The sequence below is a fragment of the Vibrio sp. 10N.261.46.E11 genome (assembly GCF_041472735.1).
Taxonomy (GTDB): domain Bacteria; phylum Pseudomonadota; class Gammaproteobacteria; order Enterobacterales; family Vibrionaceae; genus Vibrio.
In genome coordinates this window covers 1-21,629 of sequence record NZ_JBFRQW010000048.1, presented here as the reverse complement: position 1 = coordinate 21,629, position 21,629 = coordinate 1, and the positions used below count along the sequence as shown (strand labels likewise).

Sequence of the window (21,629 nt, the reverse complement as noted above, 5' to 3'; positions counted from 1 at the left end):
CATAATCAAACTAGACAGTCTAGTTTGATTTGGTTAGTCTAAAAAAAGAACATAATTGAGTACCGCATAGGAACAGTACGTATGTATAAATTGATGAAGGGAAGTGCGGTGGCGTTGTCTCTATCGGCTTTTCTTGTTGGATGTGGCGAAAAGGAACAAGCCCAAGATTCGGTTGATTCAACCAATCAAACGGCTTCGAGCGTCCAAACCATTTTAACCGTGGAAACGATGGCCTTAGCGCTGTCTTCCTCTTATGCAGTGCAGCGTGAATATGTTGGTGTGGTTAAGGCGGGTCAGCAAGCCAATTTAGGCTTCGAACTGGCGGGTAAAGTGAATGAGATTCTAGTGGATGTCGGTGACACAGTAAACGAAGGTCAACCCCTGATTCGATTAGACACTCAACTGTTACAGACTGAATCGAGCCAGCTAAAAGCGCAAGCCGAAGAAGTGAAAGCTCAGTTGAGTCTTGTTGCCGCGAACTTAAAACGTCAGCGTTCACTAAAAGCAAAGGGCTTCAGTGCCGAAGCGGAGATTGACTCGTTAACCAGTGAACAACGTGTGTTGCAAGCTAACTTACTTCGCATTGATGCCTCGGTAAAAGGTAATGAATTGAAGTTGGTTAAGTCGACGGTTCGTGCGCCTTATTCGGGCACTATCGCAACGCGTTTTGTGTCGTTGGGTGATGTGGTGAATGTCGGTAATCCAACTTTTACCTTACTTGCATCGGAAGGCAAAGAAGCCTTTATCGGTATTCCAGCCCATCAAATGCAAAAGGTAACCTCGCTCTCTTCGCCAAGCATTCGTGTTGGGCGAGATGATTATTCAGTGACGCTGCTAAATCCGGGTGCCATGGTCGACACGCAATCTCGCAGTGTCGGCTTACGTTATCTTTTCCCTGAGCAAGCGACTGTTTTAGAAGGTCAACTTGCATACCTTAAGTTTGACGAGCAAGTCGACGACCAAGGTTATTGGGTGCCATTAACGGGTTTGATTGATGGTTTACGCGGTGTGTGGAACATCTTTGTAGTGGGTGAAGACAATAAGGTTGAACGCCGCAGTGTTCAGGTGCTGTTTGCCAACAATCAGCAAGCGTATGTGAGTGGTGCCATTGAGGACGGAGAGCAGGTGATCGCGAGTGGTCTACATCGATTGGTTCCAGGTCAAACCGTGAAGTCAACCAGCGTTACTGCTGAATAGGAAGTAGTATGAAAATCATAGAGACTATTTCCAATACTCGACTGCTCATCTTAATGACGGCACTACTGATGGTGAGTGGTATTTCAGCCTTCATGACGTTGCCGCGTGCAGAAGATCCGGTAATCATCAACCGATACGCCAACATTACCACCAGTTTCCCCGGTGCCAGTGCTGAACGTGTTGAAACCTTGGTTACTGAGGTGATTGAGAACAAGTTGCGTGAGCTGAGTGAAGTTAAACTGGTGAGTTCAACTTCAAGGCCGGGCGTGTCTATTGTCACCTTAGAACTTAATGACACCATCACCGAGCCGGAACCGGTTTGGTCTCAAGCACGTGACAAACTGTCTGATATCGAATCCATTTTACCTGCGGGTGCGCATTCTCCCGATCTCGACAGTGACCACACCTACGCTTTTACCTCGATTACTGCGCTGACTTGGTCTGGTGCCGGTGAGCCTGACCGATTAACGCTGGGTCGTTATGCTAAAGAATTAGCCAAGCGACTGAGAACCTTGTCGGGCACTGAATTCGTTGATGAATATGGGATGCCGCAAGAAGAGATTCAAATCAGCTTGCGCACTGTCGATGCTGCTGCGCTTGGGCGATCGAGTGCAAATATCGCCGAATCTTTGGAAGGGGCTGATGCTAAGAACTCGGCAGGTGAATTGGTCAGTGCTTATTCTCGTTTTGGTTTAGAGATTGAATCCGAACTTGATTCCATTGAGCGTATTAAACAAGTCCCAATCGCGACCGACAGCAATGGTCACATCATCCGCATGGAGGACATTGCATCGGTGAGACGTGGCGAGAAAACCCCACAAGGCCAGATTGCCATTATTGATGGTGAGCCGGGTGTGATTGTTGCGGCAAGAATGTACCCTGATCTGCGAGTTGATAACTGGACGTCGCGAGCCAACGCGCTGATTAGCAAGTTTGAGCAAGAGTTACCAAGTAACGTTAAGGTGACTGTACTATTTAATCAGCAAGGTTATACCGAGACTCGCTTAGACGATTTAGGCAAGAGCTTGATGATCGGTTTCGGTCTGATTTTGATTGTTCTATTTGTCACTTTAGGTGTGCGTGCCGCGATCTTAGTGGCAATTTCTCTGCCGTTAACCTCATTGTTGACCCTGTCGATCATGAAAATTACCGGTGTACCGATTAACCAAATGTCGGTGACAGGCCTAATTGTAGCACTGGGGATCATGGTGGATAACGCGGTGGTGATGGTCGATACCATTCAGGCTTACCGCTTGAAAGGACAACAACGAGCTGAAGCGACCATGAATGCGTTGAAGCACTTGTGGGTGCCTTTGCTGGGTTCAACATTAACCACGGTTCTGGCGTTTGCGCCGATCATTCTGATGCCGGGTGCATCGGGTGAGTTCGTGGGGGGAATTGCGATTACTGTGTCTTTCTCACTGATCGGTTCTTACATTATTTCGCATACCTTAATTGCAGGCTTGGCGACCAAGTTATTACCGAAACAACTCAGTGATGTGGATAAGAAAGGGCAGCATCATTGGTACATGACCGGTTTGAGAATTCCTGCGTTGACGCGTTGGTTCTCGTCTTCTGTCCGCTTTGGTGTGACGCATCCAATCATCACTATTGCTCTGGTGTTGTTGGTACCGTTTACTGGTTATTGGAGTATGTCTCAGCTGACTGAGCAATTCTTCCCACCATCAGATCGAGACATGTTTGAGATTCAGGTGTACATGCCGCCGCAAGCGAGCATTTATGCGACCAAGAATACCTCTGAAAAAATCGACGATATCATTCATCGTTATCCTGAAGTAGAACGTATCGATTGGCTCGTGGGCGCTAACTTCCCATCCTTTTATTACAATTTGCAGGCTAGGCAAAACAACGCGCCTTACTTCTCGCAAGCGATGGTGAAAACAGAGAACTTTGACCAAGCCAATGCGCTGATTCCTGAGTTGCAAAAGGTGTTGGATGAAGAGGTAGCAGAAGCACAAATTTTGGTACGAAAGCTTAATCAAGGGCCTCCATTTACTGCGCCTGTTGAGCTGCGTGTTTATGGCGAAAACCTCGATACATTAAAAGCGATTGGTGAAGATGTTCGACTGATTCTGGCAGGTGTTCCTCATGTGACTCACACTCGAGAAACATTGCAACCGGGTACGCCTAAGGTGTGGTTGAAGGTCGATGAAGACACCGCGAAACTTAACGGTATTTCACTCAATCAGTTTGCTGGCATGTTGCAAACCACACTAACTGGTCGTGAAAGTGGGTCTGTGATAGAGGGCAGTGAATCGGTGCCAATCCGTGTTCGTGTTGCGGATGATGCGCGTGAAAACTTGGCGCACTTAAGCAATATTCGTTTGCCAATCAGTTCTGATGTTTACTCGACGGGGATTAACGTTTCAACTCTGGCTGAGCTTGAACTGACTACCAGTCGCGGCGCGATTACTCGTCGTAACGGGCAGCGTGTGAATACCATCGAGGGTTACATTGAAGCGGGTGTCTTACCTCAAACGGTACTTAATGAATTCCAAAAACGCTTAGCAAGCTATGAGATGCCATCGGGTTACACCATTGGTTTTGGTGGCGAATCTGCTGAACGAGACAATTCAGTCAATAGCTTGATCTCGAATGTCGCCGTTGTGGTGGTATTGATGGTGTTGGTGGTGGTGATGTCGTTCAACTCGTTCCGCATGAGTAGCATCATCTTCATGGTGGCGGGATTGGCTGGTGGTTTGGGGTTGCTGTCGGTTTGGATCTTCGGTTATCCGTTTGGTTTCACGGTGATCATCGCGATGCTTGGGATTGCGGGCTTAGCGATTAATGCTGCCATCGTGATTCTGACGGAATTGAAACTCGATGAGCGAGCTTCATCAGGCAATGTGGATGCGGTAGTTGAGGCAGTGATGTCGTGTACTCGTCATATCAGTTCAACCACGATCACAACCGTTGGCGGTTTTATGCCATTGATCATCGCTGGTGGTGGCTTCTGGCCTCCGTTCGCGGTCGCAATTGTGGGCGGAACGGTATTAACCACGCTTATTTCTTTCTACTTTGTGCCTGTGGTTTATCACTTAATGACTAAAAATCAGCCTAAAAACATAGTGACTCAAACAACATGATTTATTCCAAATTGTTTATGGTCGTGATCTTATACTGTGGAAACAAGAGTTTGTTTTCACGACTAATGCAATCATTAATCAATGAATAAGATGTGCTTGTGACAGACACAAAAACGCCCTGATATTCAGGGCATTTATTGTGAGATTAATAGCTGTTGTATGAATGGCACAACTCAATCACGGAAGTACTTACCAAGCACCTAAGTATGACTTGTAAGATTGTAGGCGAACCGTTGCTGCACCGATTACATCGATGAAGCCCCAGAACGGATGTGGCTTCTCAGCCGAGATCCAAGCTGCACCAGTTGAACCTATAGGGATGTTGTAACCTTCTGGTTCGATGATCTCAAGTACGATGGTACGGCCTAAACCATTACCGTTTCTTACGACGTGTTGACCGACGCTTTGTGGCCCCTGAAGTGGAGAAATACTCGACTCACCGGTACCTGCATTAAAGCTGTGTACTTTTGCTCGGAACACGTGACCTGGGTATGCATCAACGAAGAATTCAGCGAAATCTCCTACTTGAACATAACCGTAAGTTTGGTCTGAAATACGCATCTCAAGGAACTTTTTGCTGGTGTTGTAGAGGTGCATGTTACCCATTACAGAACCTTCAGCGATATTCACTATCGATACCTGACCGTCAAACTCAGCTTTAACGGTTTTCTTTTCTTGTGCCCAGTTTACTTTTTGCAGATCGGCTTTCAGCGACACAAGTTCAGCGTGTAGCACACGAAGATCGGAGTCGTACTTTTCTACGTCACGCATATTGAAGATTTCAGGTGACGTTTCAGCGCGCTCTAAGTCGCGAGTCATTTGCTTGATCTGCTCTTCTTTTTTAACGATTGAAGATTCGATCTTTGCTTTGTCTGCGGCAGAGTCAATGTCGACAAGTGTGTAAATTACGTCGCCTTCTTTAACCATCTGGTTGTGCTCAACAAGCACTTGGTCGACCTGCTGACCAAAGATAGGTGACATCACAGCATGTGGTGCTTTCACTGTGGTTGAGTTGGTTAAATCAACGGGTGCCCACAAGCGAGAGATAACCGCTAATACTGCAAGAATCGTTACGCCGCCAATGGCAGCCCACGTGTAGTTCTTGAAGTTCTTCTTAAGTGCGCCTGTCGCAAATAGTGACCATACAATTAGGATGTATGGAATCATCATCTCTTTCATTATGCGACCTCTTTATCTGTTGGGATTTGTTCTGCTGTAGACGTTTTTGTTTTCGTTTGTTTTTCCGGAGCCTGCTCTGTAGGAGATAGCTCAGTTATCGACTTCTCGTGTGAATCGTGGGCTAAGATTGTTTCTGTATTGGTGGACTCTTGTTTTGGCTGTACACCACGGCGAATAACATCACTCAGTGATTGACCAATATGTTTCCAGTTCGCCAACGCGATAACCAAGGCGATAACCCAGAATGTTTTGCTGATGAAGAGCCCGCAAAGTGACAGTGCAAACACGATTTGTACGTGAGCGCTTTTGTGCTCTTTTGCTTTATGCACTCCCAGTTCATGCAATTGCCACATGCCGTAAACAACGGCTAATACCACAGCAATGGTCACCGAGAATAAATAACCAGAGAAGGACTCCATCTGGAAGAAGTTCATCATCATTTCATTGGGATGATTGTTGAATTGAGACATGTCGATGTCTTTAGAATGGATAGTGCCTAACGGTGCAAGAGCCCATGCACCAGCAAACATCACCGCCATAAACAGGCAGAATTTAATTAAGACCATCACAACGGCCCAGATTTTCTGGAAAACGATTTTTATAAAGTTCATATCTTAACCTAAATAAGGAGAGAGAAAGTGCAGCCTTGGTACAAGACTTTTAGATGACATCTGAAAGAGGTGTTGAACTCACGTAACCGTATAGACCTACGGAGTCAAAAGTACTAGATGACAATTAAAAATCGCTTTGACCACGTAGACAACGCATTCTCGCGAATAGAGTGTTAAAAACACCTGGCGAAATCATTCTTAAGTAACGTCAACCATTGATAGGTTTGTTTGCTGCATTGGGTTTTAAGGCCGTCGTCCGTGATGTGTGCAACACCATCATCTACACATTTTTAGGTTTTCTGTTTAGGTTAAGAATTAATTTGTTGGCGAAATAATAGGAAGTGTCACTGGTGCTATCTACGCATTATTGCGATATTGAATTATCGTAATTACGATGAATCGTGTGGTTGTTTAGACGTGAGGTGGGTTTATTTGAACAGGCTCAAACTCGGCTTATAAAATATGTCTATTTAATTAGCCTGGATCATAGAAGTGGCTATAAAAGTATCAATAAGGTAGGTAAGAAATATTAAATACTCCGACCAGTCTAAGTGGGATTTGGATGGATTAAGCGTTACTGGCACAGCGAAGAGCGTTAGATTCCAATCTGGCGAATGTGGCAGCTAATCGGAAGAGTGAGTTGTTCTGACATTTCTGATCTTTACCTATGATGCTTCCTTCTCAGTTTTGTTTTCTCAATGAGCATCCATCGTTTCATTCTATCGGTTTTACGATAAGATAATTAAATCTATCGCCTAAATGAGCACTGAATCATGAGTAATGACATTCCGAATTTTAACTTATTGGCTGTGTTTTCTGCGGTGATGGAGCAGGGCAGTTTGAGTAAGGCTGCCGATCATTTAAATACCAATCAATCGACGATCAGCACAGCGCTCGGTCGACTGAAAAATGAAATTGGCCAAGAGTTGTTTGTACGTAGTGGGCGAGGGGTTGTGCCTACCGCGTATTCGCAAAGCCTGTATGAGCAAATCAAAGCGCCAATACACGAGCTCAACTGCGTGTTTCAAGGTATGGCAGGATTTGATGAGACGAGTACAGAGCGCAGGTTTGTGGCTTCGGTTCCCGAGCATTTAAAGTGGATGTTGCTCGATCGATTTTCTCAGTTACCCAATCAAGGCTTATCTCTTGAGGTGTATGACCAACCGGATAGTGATGATCAAGTCCATGAGGATCTATTAACTCAGAAGTTTGATTTGATGATCGATATTGTGTTGCCTGAGCATCCAAGCATGATGAGCGAAAAGCTCTACGACAGTGAGTTTGTGATCGTTTGCCGAAATGGACACCCTAGGATTGAAGGTGAGATCACCGAGGCACAATACTTGAGTGAGCAACATGCGGTTTTGGCCAGAACACGTCGCCAAGTAAAAAGTTTGACTCACTACACTTCGTTAGACCTATCCTCGCGTAAGATTGTCATTCACGGCAGCTCTATGGCCAGTAATCTAATGCTGTGTAGTCAGACTGATTACATCACAGTTGCGCCGCTTTCTATGGCGATCCAGTTTCAGGAACGTCTTGGTTTACAGTTGTTCAAACCGCCTTTCGATTACCAACCTATTTCTCATTACCTTATCTGGTTGAAAAAGCAGAACACCGACCCGGCACATAAGTGGTTCAGAGAGCAGATCATCAATACGACTAATGACATGTCTAAATCGCTAAATAGTTGGCGCTCCGCTTTCTGATTGTAGCCCTATCTTTTGTTTGCCAAATATTTCCATAACAAATCGCTTGTACCAACCATGTCATAACAAAAAATTATCACAATGAGAATTTATGATAATTTCATTTATTTGCTGTCGAATCGTATATTAACCCTAACAAAGAAGTGGATAACCTCCGCTCACGATTATATCGGCTCAGGTTGCTGGGCTTAAAAAGGGTGAAATATGAAATTCTTACACACAATGATTCGAGTTGCTGATTTAGACAAGTCTATCGAGTTCTACACCAAGGTATTGGGAATGAAGGAACTTGAACGCCATGAAAACAAAGACTACCGCTACACATTGGTTTTTGTTGGCTACGAACAAGGCGGCACGACTATCGAGCTAACGTACAACTGGGATACTAACGAGTACGAGATGGGCAGCGCGTTTGGTCATTTGGCATTGGGTGTGGAAGATATTTACGCCGCATGCGACAAGATCAAATCACTGGGTGGCAACGTCACTCGTGAAGCGGGGCCAGTAAAAGGTGGCTCAACGCACATCGCATTTATCACAGACCCAGATGGCTACCAAATCGAACTGATTCAACTAGGTTAATCGAGGATATAACAATGACAAACGCACTATTTCAACCAATTCAACTTGGTAGTATCGAACTTAAAAACCGTATTGTTATGCCACCGATGACGCGTTCTCGCGCAACGCAACCTGGCAATTCAGCAAACGATATGATGGCGGCTTACTACGCTCAACGCGCTTCTGCAGGTTTGATTATCGCTGAAGGCACACAAATTTCACCTATGGGTCAAGGTTACGCTTGGACTCCGGGTATCTACTCTGATGAGCAGATTGCGGGTTGGAAAAAAGTCACCGATGCAGTACATGAAAAAGAGGGCGTTATCTTCGCTCAACTTTGGCATGTAGGCCGTGTAACACATCCAGACAACATTGGTGGTGAACAACCAATTTCGTCTTCTGCACTTAAAGCAGAAAACGTAAAAGTATTCATCGATAATGGCACTGATGAGCCGGGTTTTGTGGATGTGGTTGAACCTCGTGAGATGACGAAAGAAGACATCAAAAATGTGGTTGGTCAATACCGCCAAGCGGCTTTGAACGCGATTGAAGCGGGCTTTGATGGTATCGAACTTCACGCCGCGAATGGTTACTTGATTAACCAATTCATCGACTCTGAAGCAAACAACCGTACGGATGAATACGGTGGCTCAATTGAAAATCGTTTACGTTTCCTAGGTGAAGTGGTTGAAGCTATGGTCGAAGCGATTGGTGCTGACCGTGTAGGTGTTCGCCTTGCTCCGTTCACATCGTTGAATGGTACGGTTGACGCTACGCCAGTAGAGACTTACACTGCGGCGGTGGTGCTACTTAACCTATACAACATTGTTTATCTGCACGTGGCAGAAGTCGATTGGGACGACGCACCTGAAACGCCAAAAGCGTTTAAAGCAGCGGTTCGTAAAGCTTACAATGGCGTGCTTATTTATGCAGGTAAATACGACAGCGAGCGCGGTGAAAAAGCGGTTGCTGAAGGCGTAACTGATATGGTTGGTTTCGGTCGTCCATTCGTCGCAAACCCAGATCTACCCGCTCGTATTCAAAATGGTTACCCATTAGCAGCGCACGATCCAAACACATTGTTTGGTGGTGCTGAAAAAGGTTTAACGGATTACCCAAAATACGCAGGCTAAAAATAGCTGCCTGAAGCAGAGTATTGAGATAATATCTCGATACTGTTGAATGTTTATAAAAAGCAACCTTGCAGAGTCGGGTTGCTTTTTTTGTTATTGGACCAAGTAAGATGATGAAAGCGATGCGCGGAGAGCTTTATCTCCTATTTGCTACCCTGTTAGCTGGGATTGGATGGATTGCATCTAAGCTGGTGGTGTTAGAAATGCCTGGGCCAGTGTTCATTGGTGTGCGATTCTTCGTCGCGAGTTTGATTCTTTTGCCATTTTGTATTCATCACATTCGTAAGCTTTCGCTTAAGCAGATACTTTCTCTTTGCGGCGTTGGCTTGTTGCTGTCTGCTTCATTGCAAGTATGGGTATTTGCGGTATCGATGACGGAAAGTTTGTCGGAAGGGGCATTCATCATGAGCTTAGCCATGATCATTGCACCGTTTGTGTCTTGGATTTTGTTTCGAGTTAAGCCTAATCGCGCGTTTTGGATGTCTTTCCCTATCGCGATTATCGGCATGCTATTGCTGACTCTGGGCAACGGTTGGAATGTAGAGCAGAGTCAGATTTACTTCTTACTAGCATCGATGTTGTTGTCCGTTCACTTTGTGATGAACAAGCGTGTGATTACCAATATCAAGCCTATCGCATCAATCTGTGTGCAACTGTTTGTGGTGGGTGTGAGTGGTTTAGCGTTTGCTTCGATGATCACTCAACCAGAGTTTGAAATAACTCAAACCTTAATATTCTGGTTTATCGTCTCAGCGGTTGTCGCGACATCGATCCGTTACTTATTGCAAACTGTCGGTCAGCACTCCGTGAACATGGAAGTGGCGGCATTGATCATGATTCTTGAGCCGGTGTGGACATTGTTATTGAGTGTCAGCGTGTTGGAAGAAACGGTTGAGGTGCAAAAGCTACTAGGCGGAGCGGTAATTATTGGTTCGCTATTTTGTTATATCAAATGGTCGAGACGAAAATAAAACACTCGTTTAGGGTTGTGGCTGTTTTTTGTATGTATGTCTCAGCTGACAAGCCTTTGGCTCTGGATATTATCGCTTGAATCAAAGCAGATTTTAAATTTATTTTTTGTAGATAAAAATTTCATATAGGTGGCTCGTTAATTTAGCAAGAACTACGGTTTTGGTTTTCTGGGATTTTCTTACATTTAAATTATTTTTTCGACAGGTAACACACTACGTATTTTTATTAGTTATTGGTTTATCAACTAGGAATTTTAATAATACCTATTTCTCACTGTTTTTATTTTAGTTTTAATGTAAAATGAAAATAAATTTTACTTAAGGTGATGTTTATATGAGAATTATTTTATGTTTGGCATTATTTTTACTATGCATTAGTCCATCAATGGCAAGCATGCAGATAGGGAAGATTAGTAGTATTACATTTCATGGTTCTGGTATATCAGAAGTAATATCTGTCAAGATTGACCCAGAAATTTCTGATTGTGCATATAAAGGGAGCTTTATTATGTACACTAATGACAGGCCGGCCATTACTTCAGCACTTATTGCCGCTTTTCATTCTCAAACGACGGTAAGAATTCATGGTACGGGGCGATGTCATAAGAACTGGACTAATCATGAAGAGCTAGATTATGCGGAATTTCACAGATAGTTATAATTAGCGAATTAAAAAGCGTTGCAATAGCAACGCTGTTTTTTCAGACCTGTACGATTATTGCAATGATCAAAAAAGCTTGTGGGGTATTACCACACGATAGACAGGATATAGCACTTCAATTCAACTCTTAATGGGCGGTTCATTTATTCTTCTTGAAAAACACCGTGTCGACTCAACAGAAGGAAAGTACTAATTGCCACGGTTTATTTCTATCCCCCAACTTTTTTATTTGAAGAACATATATATAATCGGTGCCCAGATGATGATTTAGCTTTACAGCTAGAAGCGATCAGTCAGATGCCAGAAGGTGAGACTCTGGAAGGTAAGCGGCTAAGAGATAAAAAAACCCGCATGATGCGGGCTTAACAAATTAAGATAGTATTTCTAACACCTGTTCTCGTTTATGGGAGTAGTGACGTTTATCAAGGAACCACATTTTCTTTAATGTGGGAATATTCAATAACGAAGTTAGCTCTCCATCCTCAACGCTAGTATCTCCTACAAAAGTGATACTCTCTAGTAACTGGCACTTCTCAAGTGGCTTCAAAGATTTAACTTTTCCACAATCAGTCAATACAATATCTTTAAGATTTTTCAGCTCACCAAGCAAAGCTACGTCATACACTTTTTTGCAGCTTTCAATTTCCACTACCTCTACCTGTTGACACATATCTACGCCAGAAAGACTTTCCAACTTAGAACATTCAGACAAATCCAGAATGGATAGTGAACTAAGACTCTCGATTCCTGATAAAGATACAAGTTTTCTTGAGATTAGTTGCAAACGTCTTAACCCAGACATTTTTTGAATATCCTTCAAGTCCTCTGAAGGATAGTTAACAATATTAAGCAAACTCAAACTATCACAAGCAAAAACTGTTTTTGCTTTAGGCCTCCACTGCAATTTGCATATTTTCAATTTATTGAACTTTGAAAAATCAGGCGCCTTAGTGAACTCGCACTGCAATCCTAAATATTCAAGGTTATTGAGAGCTTCTAAAGGAGTTATATCCTTAACTCCCCAAGAATAAATTTCGATACCACGTAGAGCAGGTAATCCCTTAATGAACGAAATATCATCGCCATTCCAACCTGCGGATTGGCTTAGACGCAGCACTGAAATATTTTCTTTATCTATTATCGATTTAAAACTATCAGACCAAGGGGCTGTCAACACAAGACAGCGGCCCATTCCATTTTCAGCTTCATCGATAAAATACTGGTTATTACTAGTCAAGTAAATGTCTCCTGTTTGGGCCAATAGGGTCGACTTTGTTTGATACTTTGTCAGAGAAACGAGCAGGTACGCCACCGGTTGTTTCTTGAACACGCTTATGCTCAGCTATCTCTCTAGCAGTTTTTCCACCTAAAACTTCTGTGGTTTTAACGCTTTGGTTTGGATCTAGCTTACCTGTTTTTACATGCTGTTTAAGGCGGTTGGGCATATTAACTGACTGACCAACATATTTTTTTCCTGCTGTGTCCGTAAATTCATAAATGCCTTGTTTTACCGCCCCTGCATTCGTTGTAACACGATTGTACGCGTTATTGGCAAACTTTACAGGAGCTTTGACTTTTTTAGCAACTACACCAAAAACGGCGCTTCCAAAAGTTTGACCTGCGGTCTTATAATCTCCCGCTACAAGGGCTCCTACTGTGTCGTATGTTGCAGTGACCACATCCACAACCGTTGAAATTGGAGATAAGTCATACGCGAGTTGCGCCACATCGCCCCAAAAACCCCAGCTGTTTTCTTCGTCAGGCTCCTCGGAGAGAGCTGACTCTGCCGTTACCTCCGGTTCTTCTACGTGAGTTTCTTTGGTTTCAGGTATGGTTTTGTCATCATTACTCCCACCACTTTCGGTATTCCCATTCTCTCTATTAGTTGTTTTATCAGATATACCATCATAGTTGTTTCCATCGGTTCGACACTCACCTGTAGCGCCGTTGCCGCTGCTATCACCCCACCAGTAACCGCTTGGATCCACGAATTTCAGCGGGTTATTTAACACATAAGAATAGCGGTTAAAACTGCTGGAGATGTATGGCGCCTGGATAAATGGGTCTGGGCTAATAAATCGACCTAACTCCTGATCGTAGACCCGGCCATTCATATGCACCAATCCCACTTCCACAATCTCTTCGTGGCCGGTGTAACCGCGGTTGGTGATGGCTTGTTGCACCACATCTAAAGGGCCACTTTCACGCCATGCGACTTTACGTTGCTTACCCCAAGTATCGTAACTGCGACGTTCCACAACCACACCATAGCCATCGGTAATCATATCGACCGAATTGAGTGCATCGTAGTGAAGGTAACGGGTTTGCTTATCTTTAAGTTTTTTCTCACCGTCATCGGTATGAGTATTCAGTGCGACTAGCTTGCCGTCAGCGTAAATAAAGTGTTTGTGTTGCACAATACCGGTATTGCTGTCGGTCACTCGCTCATAGCTTTTACCGAAGTAGAAGGTCTCGATACCTTCACTGTTCTTTTTCAGATAGCGGTTGTGGTTGGCATCGTAGAAGAACTCAACCGTTTTACCATTACGGGTGATTTTGGTCGGTTTGTTGAAACTGGCCCACTGTAACTCGCGTTCAGATTTATTCTTGCCTGCTGACCAAGCGCGCAGCATATTGCCGTTGGCATCGTACTGATAGTTTAAGCCATTCGCTTTGGTAACGGCGTGCGGACCAGCATGTTGATTACCGTAAACATAACCACCAATGCCAGTCTTAAAGATTAAGTTGCCAAGCTTGTCATATTGATAACGAAATGGGCCAGCAAAATCCGGATTGTTCAGGCCATGCTGCGCTTTGTTTGCTAACGCAATGCTATTGTTGGTTACTCGGTCGAGGCCATCGTATTGCCATCTATCTGTGATCCCCAACTGTTCGTCATAGCGATAGGTCACGTTGTTATGGTTATCATAGCGGTAGTGGATTTGACGTAGATTACGCCCTTTACTGGTGCTTCCTGAAAGACGAGGATCAAACAACAGGCTGCCTTTATGAGTAGCGATGTAGTTTGGTCTACCTGTGTTGGCATCATGGTTGTAGGTATTAACTAAACCATTGCCTAGCGTTTCCGATAAGGTGTGATCATAAGCATCGGTTTCTCGGCGTTGCCAATAATAGGTGTACGCGGGGTTATTGGTTGAATTTGCAAGCTGAGACTGAGTGAGGATAAGGTTCAGGTGATCGGCTTGGCTCGACTGTTGCGTATTCTGGCAGCGTTTTCGAGGGCTTGACTGTAACTGGCTTCCTCCCAACTGGTTAGCGAAATCACAATATAAGCCACTGAGTTTTGCCACTTTCTCGGACAGGCCAATCAGTTGGCTTGCTAGGTCGGTATAAAACTTGTAATGCGAGTTGGCAATATTCGCCGCTTGCGACAAATCATCGGCTGCAAACAGCAGCTCGGCTGTGGTTGTGCTATCGGCACGAGCTGCATAAATGTCGTCATTGCTCATTAGATCCTTCCGACCATCGTTGTCGTAGTCTGTCAGAATGAAATCATGAGCTGGTGTCAGTGTTTGTGACGTAAACTCCGCCTTAGACACCGAGTGTACGCTTGCATTGTAGTTTTTTGTACCTCGATTAGAACGGTTGGCTAAAGAAGTAGATAAGCGATAGATAGCCCCTTCTAAGGTGATATCAAGCGGGATTGAAACATCATCATGCAACAGAACCCATGTGGCAGGGCGCAGGTAGCATTCCCCTTGCGGATTACACCACTGCTTATAACGATGCCCGTTGCCAAGCAGTGCCTGAGAAGAGCTGTCTAGATTATGTACATTAACGGTTTTACGATTGTATTCAGCGGCTTTATGAGTAAAAAAGCTTTTTTGTGTAGAGTAACGTTCTGCCTTATTTAGGTACTCTTTTGCTTGGGCAATAGCCTGGTCAAGCAGTTGCTTGATGTCTTCACGGAAACTCGCACTGGTGAAGGCTTTATCTGCGTAGTTTTTTGGGCTACGTACAGCTGACACATAACCATGTGGGTTATAAACGTACTCTACTGCTAACTTATTCTCGCTATTTACCCGGTTTAATCGTTGAGCTGCACCTGCTAGAGTGGTATCTACACCATTTGGGCGTACTTCACGAGCGACCCTTTCATAGTTGTCATAAAAGTAATGCGTACTGAATTTCTCTTTGTTGACTTTTACGGCCACTTCTTCGACTAAGCCCGACTTATTATAGTAATAATCGGTTTCGCTACCATTTCCTTTAAAGCCAGACAGAGTTCCTAGCGCACCACGTTCATCGTAGCGCCACGTCGAAATTTTACTGCCTTCAATCTGCTTTGTCTTACGACCTAATCGGTCGTATTCGATGGTGGTGACGGTGCCTTTCGCATCTCGCTTATAGAGCAATTCACCGGCAGCATTGTAGGTGTATGACCATTTCCCCATGTCAGGGTCATCAAGTTTATTGCGATGACCGAGATTGTCGTAACGGATCTGGGTGGTATTGCCTGCAGAGTCAGTACTGGCTTTAAGTTTTCCGTCTGGGTAGTACTGATAGGTTTGGTAGGCGCCATGTGGTTCGTTTTTACGTAGGATGTGGCCCATTACGTTAGTCATCGTGCTGTGTTTAAAACCACGAGCATCAGTGACACTGGCTTTGTAACCATCATAATTCGTTATAAAGCTGGCAATACCACCACCATTGGCTGGCTCTTGTTTTTTGATTTCACGGTTTAACGCATCGTAAGTAAAGGTAACTACTGGAGCGGCGGTTTGGGTGCCAACGAACTGTGGTCGTGTAACGCTGAGCTTTCGACCGTTGCGGTCCCATTGAGTATCTACGACGACCAGTTGGCCACTAAACCCTTTATGCAGCTTGCGAACTTCTCTGCCGGCGTAGTCGAAATAAGTGGTGACTTTACCGCCAGAGGCTGCCGTTGTAGTAATACAGCTTACCGTTTTTTGTGTTGAGTAAACTCCACATTGAGAACTAAGCTTGTACTGAGTGCGATTGGTATTGGCGGTTCCTGGTAGCGTTTCACTGGTTATGCGGCCAAACGTATCGTAAGCAAAACGATTAGTCCGGTTTTTCAAGGCACTGACAGACTTAGTCAATAACCCTTGAGCGTTAAATTGGGTCGAGGAGCGATGACCCAAAGCATTGGCTGACGCGGTAGTGTAAAGACCTTGGCTGTCATATTGAACCGCTGATGTACGTGGGGGAAGGTCGGTTCCTTCCACACTTTGTGATACAACATTTCCCCATTGGTCATAGCTGTAGCGGTTAGTAAGGCGTTTTTTACCTGATGCAATACCACTGGTTGACTCGTATTCGGAACTGTTGAAGGTGCTTGAGCTTAAGAAGCCACGGTGATCGTAGCGATATCGATTAGTGATAGTGCGCTTAAGGTTGCTCGAGTTGTCGGTTAAGCTTGACGTTGATGTGGCAACCGCGCCGAGTTTCCAGTAGTTATTTCTTGCAGCTGAGATTAATTCGCTCTGAGTGATTGTTGAAGTGGTCAACTCCATGTTGCCGTCACCATCAAAATCTTTAATATTGAAGTGACCACATGCCGTTGGCTTGGCGGCATTAAACGCAGAAGCTGAAGTTTGAGTAAATCGGCCCGAGTAAACCGTTAACCCATCAGGGTCTTGGTTATTTCCAAGAACCTGATATTTAAAATAGTCGTTATAGCGCTGAATAACCAAAGGAATATCAATATCACCGTGAATAATGATTACTTGGTTATTGGGCTTAAAGTACACATCACCATTGGCAGCACAATAGCGACTAAATCCCGATTTGAAAGAGCGTAGTTTACTTGGAAGGTTGCTGATGTTACTTCCACTTGTGATGTTGTAGGCGAAGTGGTTGTTATTTAACCCCGCTGCCGATAGATAATTGAACTTACGAGTGCTGGTAAATTTTCCTGCCCCTGTGAGAGCACTTGAAACAACTGAAGTCTCGTTAAGCAGGTTACCCAAGCGGTCTAAATCACGCGTAGTGGTTTCTTTTCTCTCAACGACATTATTTTTTAACCCAAATTGACTCTTTATAATGTTGTGAGCATAAACTTGGTAGTACTTTGCATTGACACCTTGGTGCGTATGCTGTTTGTACTGATAGCGGATCTCAGAGGTTTTCTTACCGTTTTTGAAGACTTCAATGCCAAGAGGCTTACCTGTTAGCGCTAGCTTATTTTGTTCAAATGTTGTTTTAGTGGTGGTGACAACATCAGCCGTTTCTGTTTCTGTTATCGTTTTAAAGCCCAAGAAGCCACCACCTTTAAGGTGCGCTTTTGCCCCAGTATATTTATAGCTGTAGCTGGTTATGGCATAGCCTTTGGGCTTTTTGCTCGCATAAGAAACTAAGTAACGTCTAGGGGTAACCACATTGAACGGATACTGGCTAGTTCCTGTAGTGGTATAAACGCTTTTGTCCACCGCAGCATTATACCCCACCGTATAGTCAACACCCACTTCAGAAAAACGCCAAATTTTATCTGAGTTAGCTGATTTTGAATAAGTAAAGAAAGTTAGTGCGTCGTCACTAGCACGAGTTAAAATATCTGTCCATCCATCACCATTCAAATCTTGAGTCGAATATATTTTATCTCCGGCATTAAGATATATTTGGGTGGAAAACTGACTCTTTTTATTGTTTTTGTAGAAGTGTTGGCCGTAACCTAGCTCTGGGTAACCGTCATTGTCTAGATCAGCGAAGAAGACATTATCTTCATGTGGCACATTGTGTTGATGGATAGGGAATGGAGAATTAAAAGACTTACCGTTGAATAGATGGACATAAAGTAGCCCTGTTGAAGTCGATGACCCCATTACAGCATCTAGGTAGCCGTCATTATTGATATCAGTAAACGATTTTAAAACCTGGCCGCTCGCAGCAGGAAGAGTCTGCCATCCCGCTCCTGTCACCTTATAACGATAGCCGCCATTGGGGATGTCAAATTTATGCAAATCGTCAAGCCGATCACCGTTGATATCAATGGTTAAGTAGCCTTTTTGATAAGTTTCAACTCCGTCGCCATTAAAATCGCCATAGTTAATACCATCAGAACTGTATTTGCAGCTGTCACCAGAGCAGGTCTTAAACTGGCAGTAACTACCAAGCTGTCCATTGCCTTTGTGATATGATTTTGCAGTATTAATATCACATTGATTTAGTTGAATGCTCGGAGATGTGATACTACCATTCAAGCTGAATGATTTTACGTTGGTGTGAGTAACACCATCTAGCCCTTTAACTGACATTGTACTGTTACTATCGCGACTGAGCTGACCATAAGCGGTTTTCTGGCCATTACCATTTATATCCAGATACCTTGGACTATTAAAGTGTGTATTTTGAGGTGCCGATCTACGATGGTTATTTACTCCCCCGTTCCAGGATAAGCTAATTTCTGTTGAACACTGGCCGTTGGAGCAATAATTTATTTTAGTAAGCAAACTTCGAGAGGTGCCGCTTGATAATCTGTAAGTCAAACCATATGTGCCAATTTTATTCCCACTGCTATCAAAGGTTTCAACTTGTTTTAGGCGTTGAGTCTTTCTTAGTAGCCTGCCGCCAAGGTACTGCGAAGTGCTGTCTGGGCGCGCCTCATAAACGAAGTTGACTTTTCCGCCAACGTAGTTAACTTGCGTAAGCTCGTGGCTACCAACGCTATTGTTTTCTCTGTATACAAAGTTGATGTGGTTAGACTTACTAGGATCAGTGATCTTATTCAGCGTCCACTTATAAACCTCATGCCGTGTTGGCAGTTCAACCCTGGAATTCGCAGTCACTCCGTATTCATAAACAGAACCATCTTTGTGCCAAACTTTAAAGCTAGCCGGTCCATTGCCTGCACGGCCAAATGAAATGACCTTGGCGTAGCCATTCTTTTCAACGCGGTATTCCGTCTGGTTTTCACCATCTTTTCCTGAAATGGTGACGAGTCGTTTGCCGTCAAGACAATATCTGTCTTCGTTATCAAAATTAACCCCTCCCCAACGTCCATCTTTGTGCAAGTTTTTTCCACAACGATAAATGGATGATAGCCCACCTAAGCTCCATCCCATTCCTAACATGCCGTTAGGCGAGTCACTGCGATACTCAAGACTTAATGAGGGATGATGGCCAGCTCGACCAGGTGATACTGATATAGGTAAAGAATAGTTAGCCTGACCGCCGGATACGGAAAAGTCGCCGGATAATTCAATGCTCTTTCCGGCATCAGCAGTTAGCGATAGAGCTGAGTTAGAAAAAAGTATCGACAGTAGCGATACTGCCAATAATGCAAATGATCTAGTCGATAACGTTGGTTTGATATTGGCCACAGTTGTTGATCCTAACATTGGAAATTACGCCGGAACCATAATGAATGGACCGACGTTATATAAATATTTTAATTAATGACTGAGTATTTGGAGAGCTTCTAAACGTTGCTTCAGGTGTTCAATATCTGGAGGCGCTTGGTATTTTTCATGAATATTGCTTTGAGAGAACTCAGAGAGCTCGCCATTTAATAAAGGTAGGTCAACTCTTTCAGCCTCAATAAGGCCATGTGCAATAGTCTGTTGAAGTTGAATAACTGGAGTAGGGAAGCCTATATCTGAACTTAGAAGTAAAGGCGGTGATGTAACCTCGGGCTTTGGTATAGGTTCGCTGCCAAGGTGAGTCGAAAAAATAGGTAACCTTTTTGTCGCGAATAGTAAGCTAGCTATCAATGAAATGGTTAAAAATACACCTAAAATGAGGGCTTTCGATAGCCTAAGCATCTCTACATCCTTGTTCGACAGTTTTTCACTAAGCCTTTGCTTTAAGTGGTATTAAATAGTTAGGAGTCATGGTTTTTGTCAATCATAACTTAGTGATATAGATCAGTTGCACATGATACACGTAATTTATATAAGTTCACATTATTTATTAAGCTGCGAAATAAATAATTTTTAGGAACGTTGGGGTATATTGTCGGGGGGCAAGGGGAACTGTATAAGTTGAATGCTCAGTTATTATTATGTTAATTGTCATTAGGTGCGAGATCTGAGATTTTATTTTAATTTGATTGATCGTTCGTCGGAAGGACTAGCCGTGATCACTGAAATTTTAAATTTTCAAACTGATAACGATACTTGGTAAAATGAAATTAAAATTAATTGAGTAGTTCCTATAAAAAAGGCGAATCAAAGCTCAATACGACTTTGCTTATGATACATCTGTCTGTATGGAAGCTGTTATTCACTTGAAGCAAAGGCTATGTGTCTCAATGGTTATTTTAAACCAGAGAAGTTTGGCCTGAAAGGGGGGGATGAATTTGGCAGAGTGTATTAGATAGAGATACTTTCCATCTTCAGTAGATACTAAGTTTATCAACTTCATTAAAATACTTGAATATACGTTTCCTAACATTAATTCATTATGGAGTTTGTCAAGTCAATGGTTTAAGCTCACTGATTGCTCGTAATAATGATGTAAGTATCATATGTAAGGTTTAATTAAACAATGAAAAAACTACTAGTTTGTGCGGCGATCATAGTTAGCAGTGTAGTCTCTACAGCTTATGCAGGATCAGGCTCAGGAAAAATTACACTTATCTATGCTCACGAGAAAAATGACGGTGCAGGTGTGATCATGTTTGCTGTGCAAAATCATACTGGCGCGCCAAGTCAATGTCCTGGCCATGAATGGGCATTTGATGCGAATACTGATCAAGGTAAAGCTATGTATTCTTTGCTCCTATCAGCAGCAGCCCAAGGTAAGCCTGTTCAAGTAAAAGGAGCTGGAGATTGCGCTGCGTGGTCGGATCGAGAGAGGCCTATTTGGATCATGGTGAATTATTAAGAGTTTTCCGAATTTAAGTTCAAGCTCCAACCTACCTCGATTTAGTTACCATGTTCTTTTCTCTCGAAGTTGGTGTAATGGGCTTTGGAATTTCGACTGTCTGGTGAGGTCGATCGCGTTTCCGAATCAGTTAGAATGATCTACTGGACGATCATTCTAACTGTGTTTATCGATGAGTTTAATGAACACTTTCATTCCGTCTCAGATAAGCGCCAGTAAAAGATATTTTGCGTCGAGAGTCGGTTATATGCATATCACTGGTAAACTGAAGCGCTGCATGATGAATACGTCGACGTTAGACTTAGCCCTGAGTGCAATAAGTAAAAGTTAAACATTCGCGCTCCCCTTGCGGGGCGAAGCCTTCTTATCAATCTCTTACAATATGGATTGCAACCCCGTTCATATCGGGACCTACGCAACCTGAAACTCGGACGATAACCTTTTTATTCGCATGAAATGCAGATAAAGCGATGGATAGGATGTCTTTTGCCATTGGATGATCTCTTGGAATCCTTACTCGGTTTTGTGTGCATCCTTCCACAATGTTGTTTCCACCAAAAAATAAATAATTACCTTCACTAGCCCATCCTGTGGCAATTCCAGAAATATTCTGGGCGGGAAGGTTTTCATCCGCGACAGCGTTAAAGCTAAAAATTAAAGCGATGGTAAATAATATGGTTCATCGCGGATTAG

General features: G+C 43.6%; 13 protein-coding genes. 8 read left to right on the top strand and 5 right to left on the bottom strand.

Going from position 1 to position 21,629, the window contains the following annotated elements; translation table 11 throughout:
* Nucleotides 1-81: 81 nt before the first annotated feature.
* Both AB4407_RS15710 and AB4407_RS15705 read left to right on the top strand, forming a co-directional pair.
* Entirely contained in the window at nt 82-1,197 is a 1,116-nt protein-coding gene (locus tag AB4407_RS15710; protein WP_372121220.1) for an efflux RND transporter periplasmic adaptor subunit, read from the top strand.
* 8 nt (nt 1,198-1,205) lie between these two features.
* Complete coding sequence (locus AB4407_RS15705) at nt 1,206-4,304, top strand: efflux RND transporter permease subunit (RefSeq protein WP_372121219.1); 3,099 nt, start codon at nt 1,206-1,208, stop codon at nt 4,302-4,304.
* A 189-nt stretch (nt 4,305-4,493) separates the two neighbouring features.
* On the opposite strand, the gene AB4407_RS15700 is transcribed toward AB4407_RS15705, so the two are convergent.
* Nucleotides 4,494-5,483: an efflux RND transporter periplasmic adaptor subunit gene (locus tag AB4407_RS15700; protein WP_372121218.1), complete on the bottom strand. Its 990-nt coding sequence runs from the start codon at nt 5,481-5,483 to the stop codon at nt 4,494-4,496.
* Nucleotides 5,483-6,094, bottom strand: a complete 612-nt coding sequence (locus AB4407_RS15695) for a magnesium transporter (RefSeq protein WP_372121217.1) — start codon at nt 6,092-6,094, stop codon at nt 5,483-5,485. The genes AB4407_RS15700 and AB4407_RS15695 overlap by 1 nt, the downstream gene beginning before the upstream one ends.
* A gap of 773 nt (nt 6,095-6,867) precedes the next feature.
* Between AB4407_RS15695 and AB4407_RS15690 the strand changes: the two genes are divergently transcribed.
* From AB4407_RS15690 to AB4407_RS15670, 5 genes are all read left to right on the top strand, one after another.
* Entirely contained in the window at nt 6,868-7,803 is a 936-nt protein-coding gene (locus AB4407_RS15690) for a LysR family transcriptional regulator (protein WP_372121216.1), read from the top strand.
* Between the two features lie 204 nt (nt 7,804-8,007).
* Complete coding sequence (gene gloA / locus AB4407_RS15685; RefSeq protein WP_017101600.1) at nt 8,008-8,385, top strand: lactoylglutathione lyase; 378 nt, start codon at nt 8,008-8,010, stop codon at nt 8,383-8,385.
* A 14-nt stretch (nt 8,386-8,399) separates the two neighbouring features.
* On the top strand, nt 8,400-9,497 hold the full coding sequence (locus tag AB4407_RS15680) for an alkene reductase (RefSeq protein WP_372121214.1): 1,098 nt from the start codon (nt 8,400-8,402) through the stop codon (nt 9,495-9,497).
* Nucleotides 9,498-9,607: 110 nt separating this feature from the next.
* On the top strand, nt 9,608-10,468 hold the full coding sequence (locus tag AB4407_RS15675; protein WP_372121213.1) for a DMT family transporter: 861 nt from the start codon (nt 9,608-9,610) through the stop codon (nt 10,466-10,468).
* Between the two features lie 334 nt (nt 10,469-10,802).
* Nucleotides 10,803-11,123 carry a hypothetical protein gene (locus AB4407_RS15670; RefSeq protein ID WP_372121212.1) on the top strand — a complete coding sequence of 107 codons (321 nt, stop codon included), beginning with the start codon at nt 10,803-10,805 and terminating at the stop codon, nt 11,121-11,123.
* A gap of 376 nt (nt 11,124-11,499) precedes the next feature.
* Here AB4407_RS15670 and AB4407_RS15665 read toward each other — a convergent pair whose 3' ends face one another.
* The 3 genes from AB4407_RS15665 to AB4407_RS15655 form a co-directional block, all read right to left on the bottom strand.
* Nucleotides 11,500-12,366 carry a hypothetical protein gene (locus AB4407_RS15665; RefSeq protein WP_372121211.1) on the bottom strand — a complete coding sequence of 289 codons (867 nt, stop codon included), beginning with the start codon at nt 12,364-12,366 and terminating at the stop codon, nt 11,500-11,502.
* Nucleotides 12,359-19,432 carry an RHS repeat-associated core domain-containing protein gene (locus AB4407_RS15660; protein WP_372121210.1) on the bottom strand — a complete coding sequence of 2,358 codons (7,074 nt, stop codon included), beginning with the start codon at nt 19,430-19,432 and terminating at the stop codon, nt 12,359-12,361. Before AB4407_RS15660 ends, AB4407_RS15665 begins: the two co-directional genes overlap by 8 nt.
* Before the next feature lie 72 nt (nt 19,433-19,504).
* Nucleotides 19,505-19,873, bottom strand: coding sequence for a hypothetical protein (locus AB4407_RS15655; RefSeq protein WP_372121209.1), 369 nt, complete (start codon nt 19,871-19,873; stop codon nt 19,505-19,507).
* A gap of 724 nt (nt 19,874-20,597) precedes the next feature.
* Here AB4407_RS15655 and AB4407_RS15650 point away from each other — a divergent pair.
* Nucleotides 20,598-20,936: a hypothetical protein gene (locus tag AB4407_RS15650; protein ID WP_372121208.1), complete on the top strand. Its 339-nt coding sequence runs from the start codon at nt 20,598-20,600 to the stop codon at nt 20,934-20,936.
* Nucleotides 20,937-21,629 lie beyond the last annotated feature (693 nt).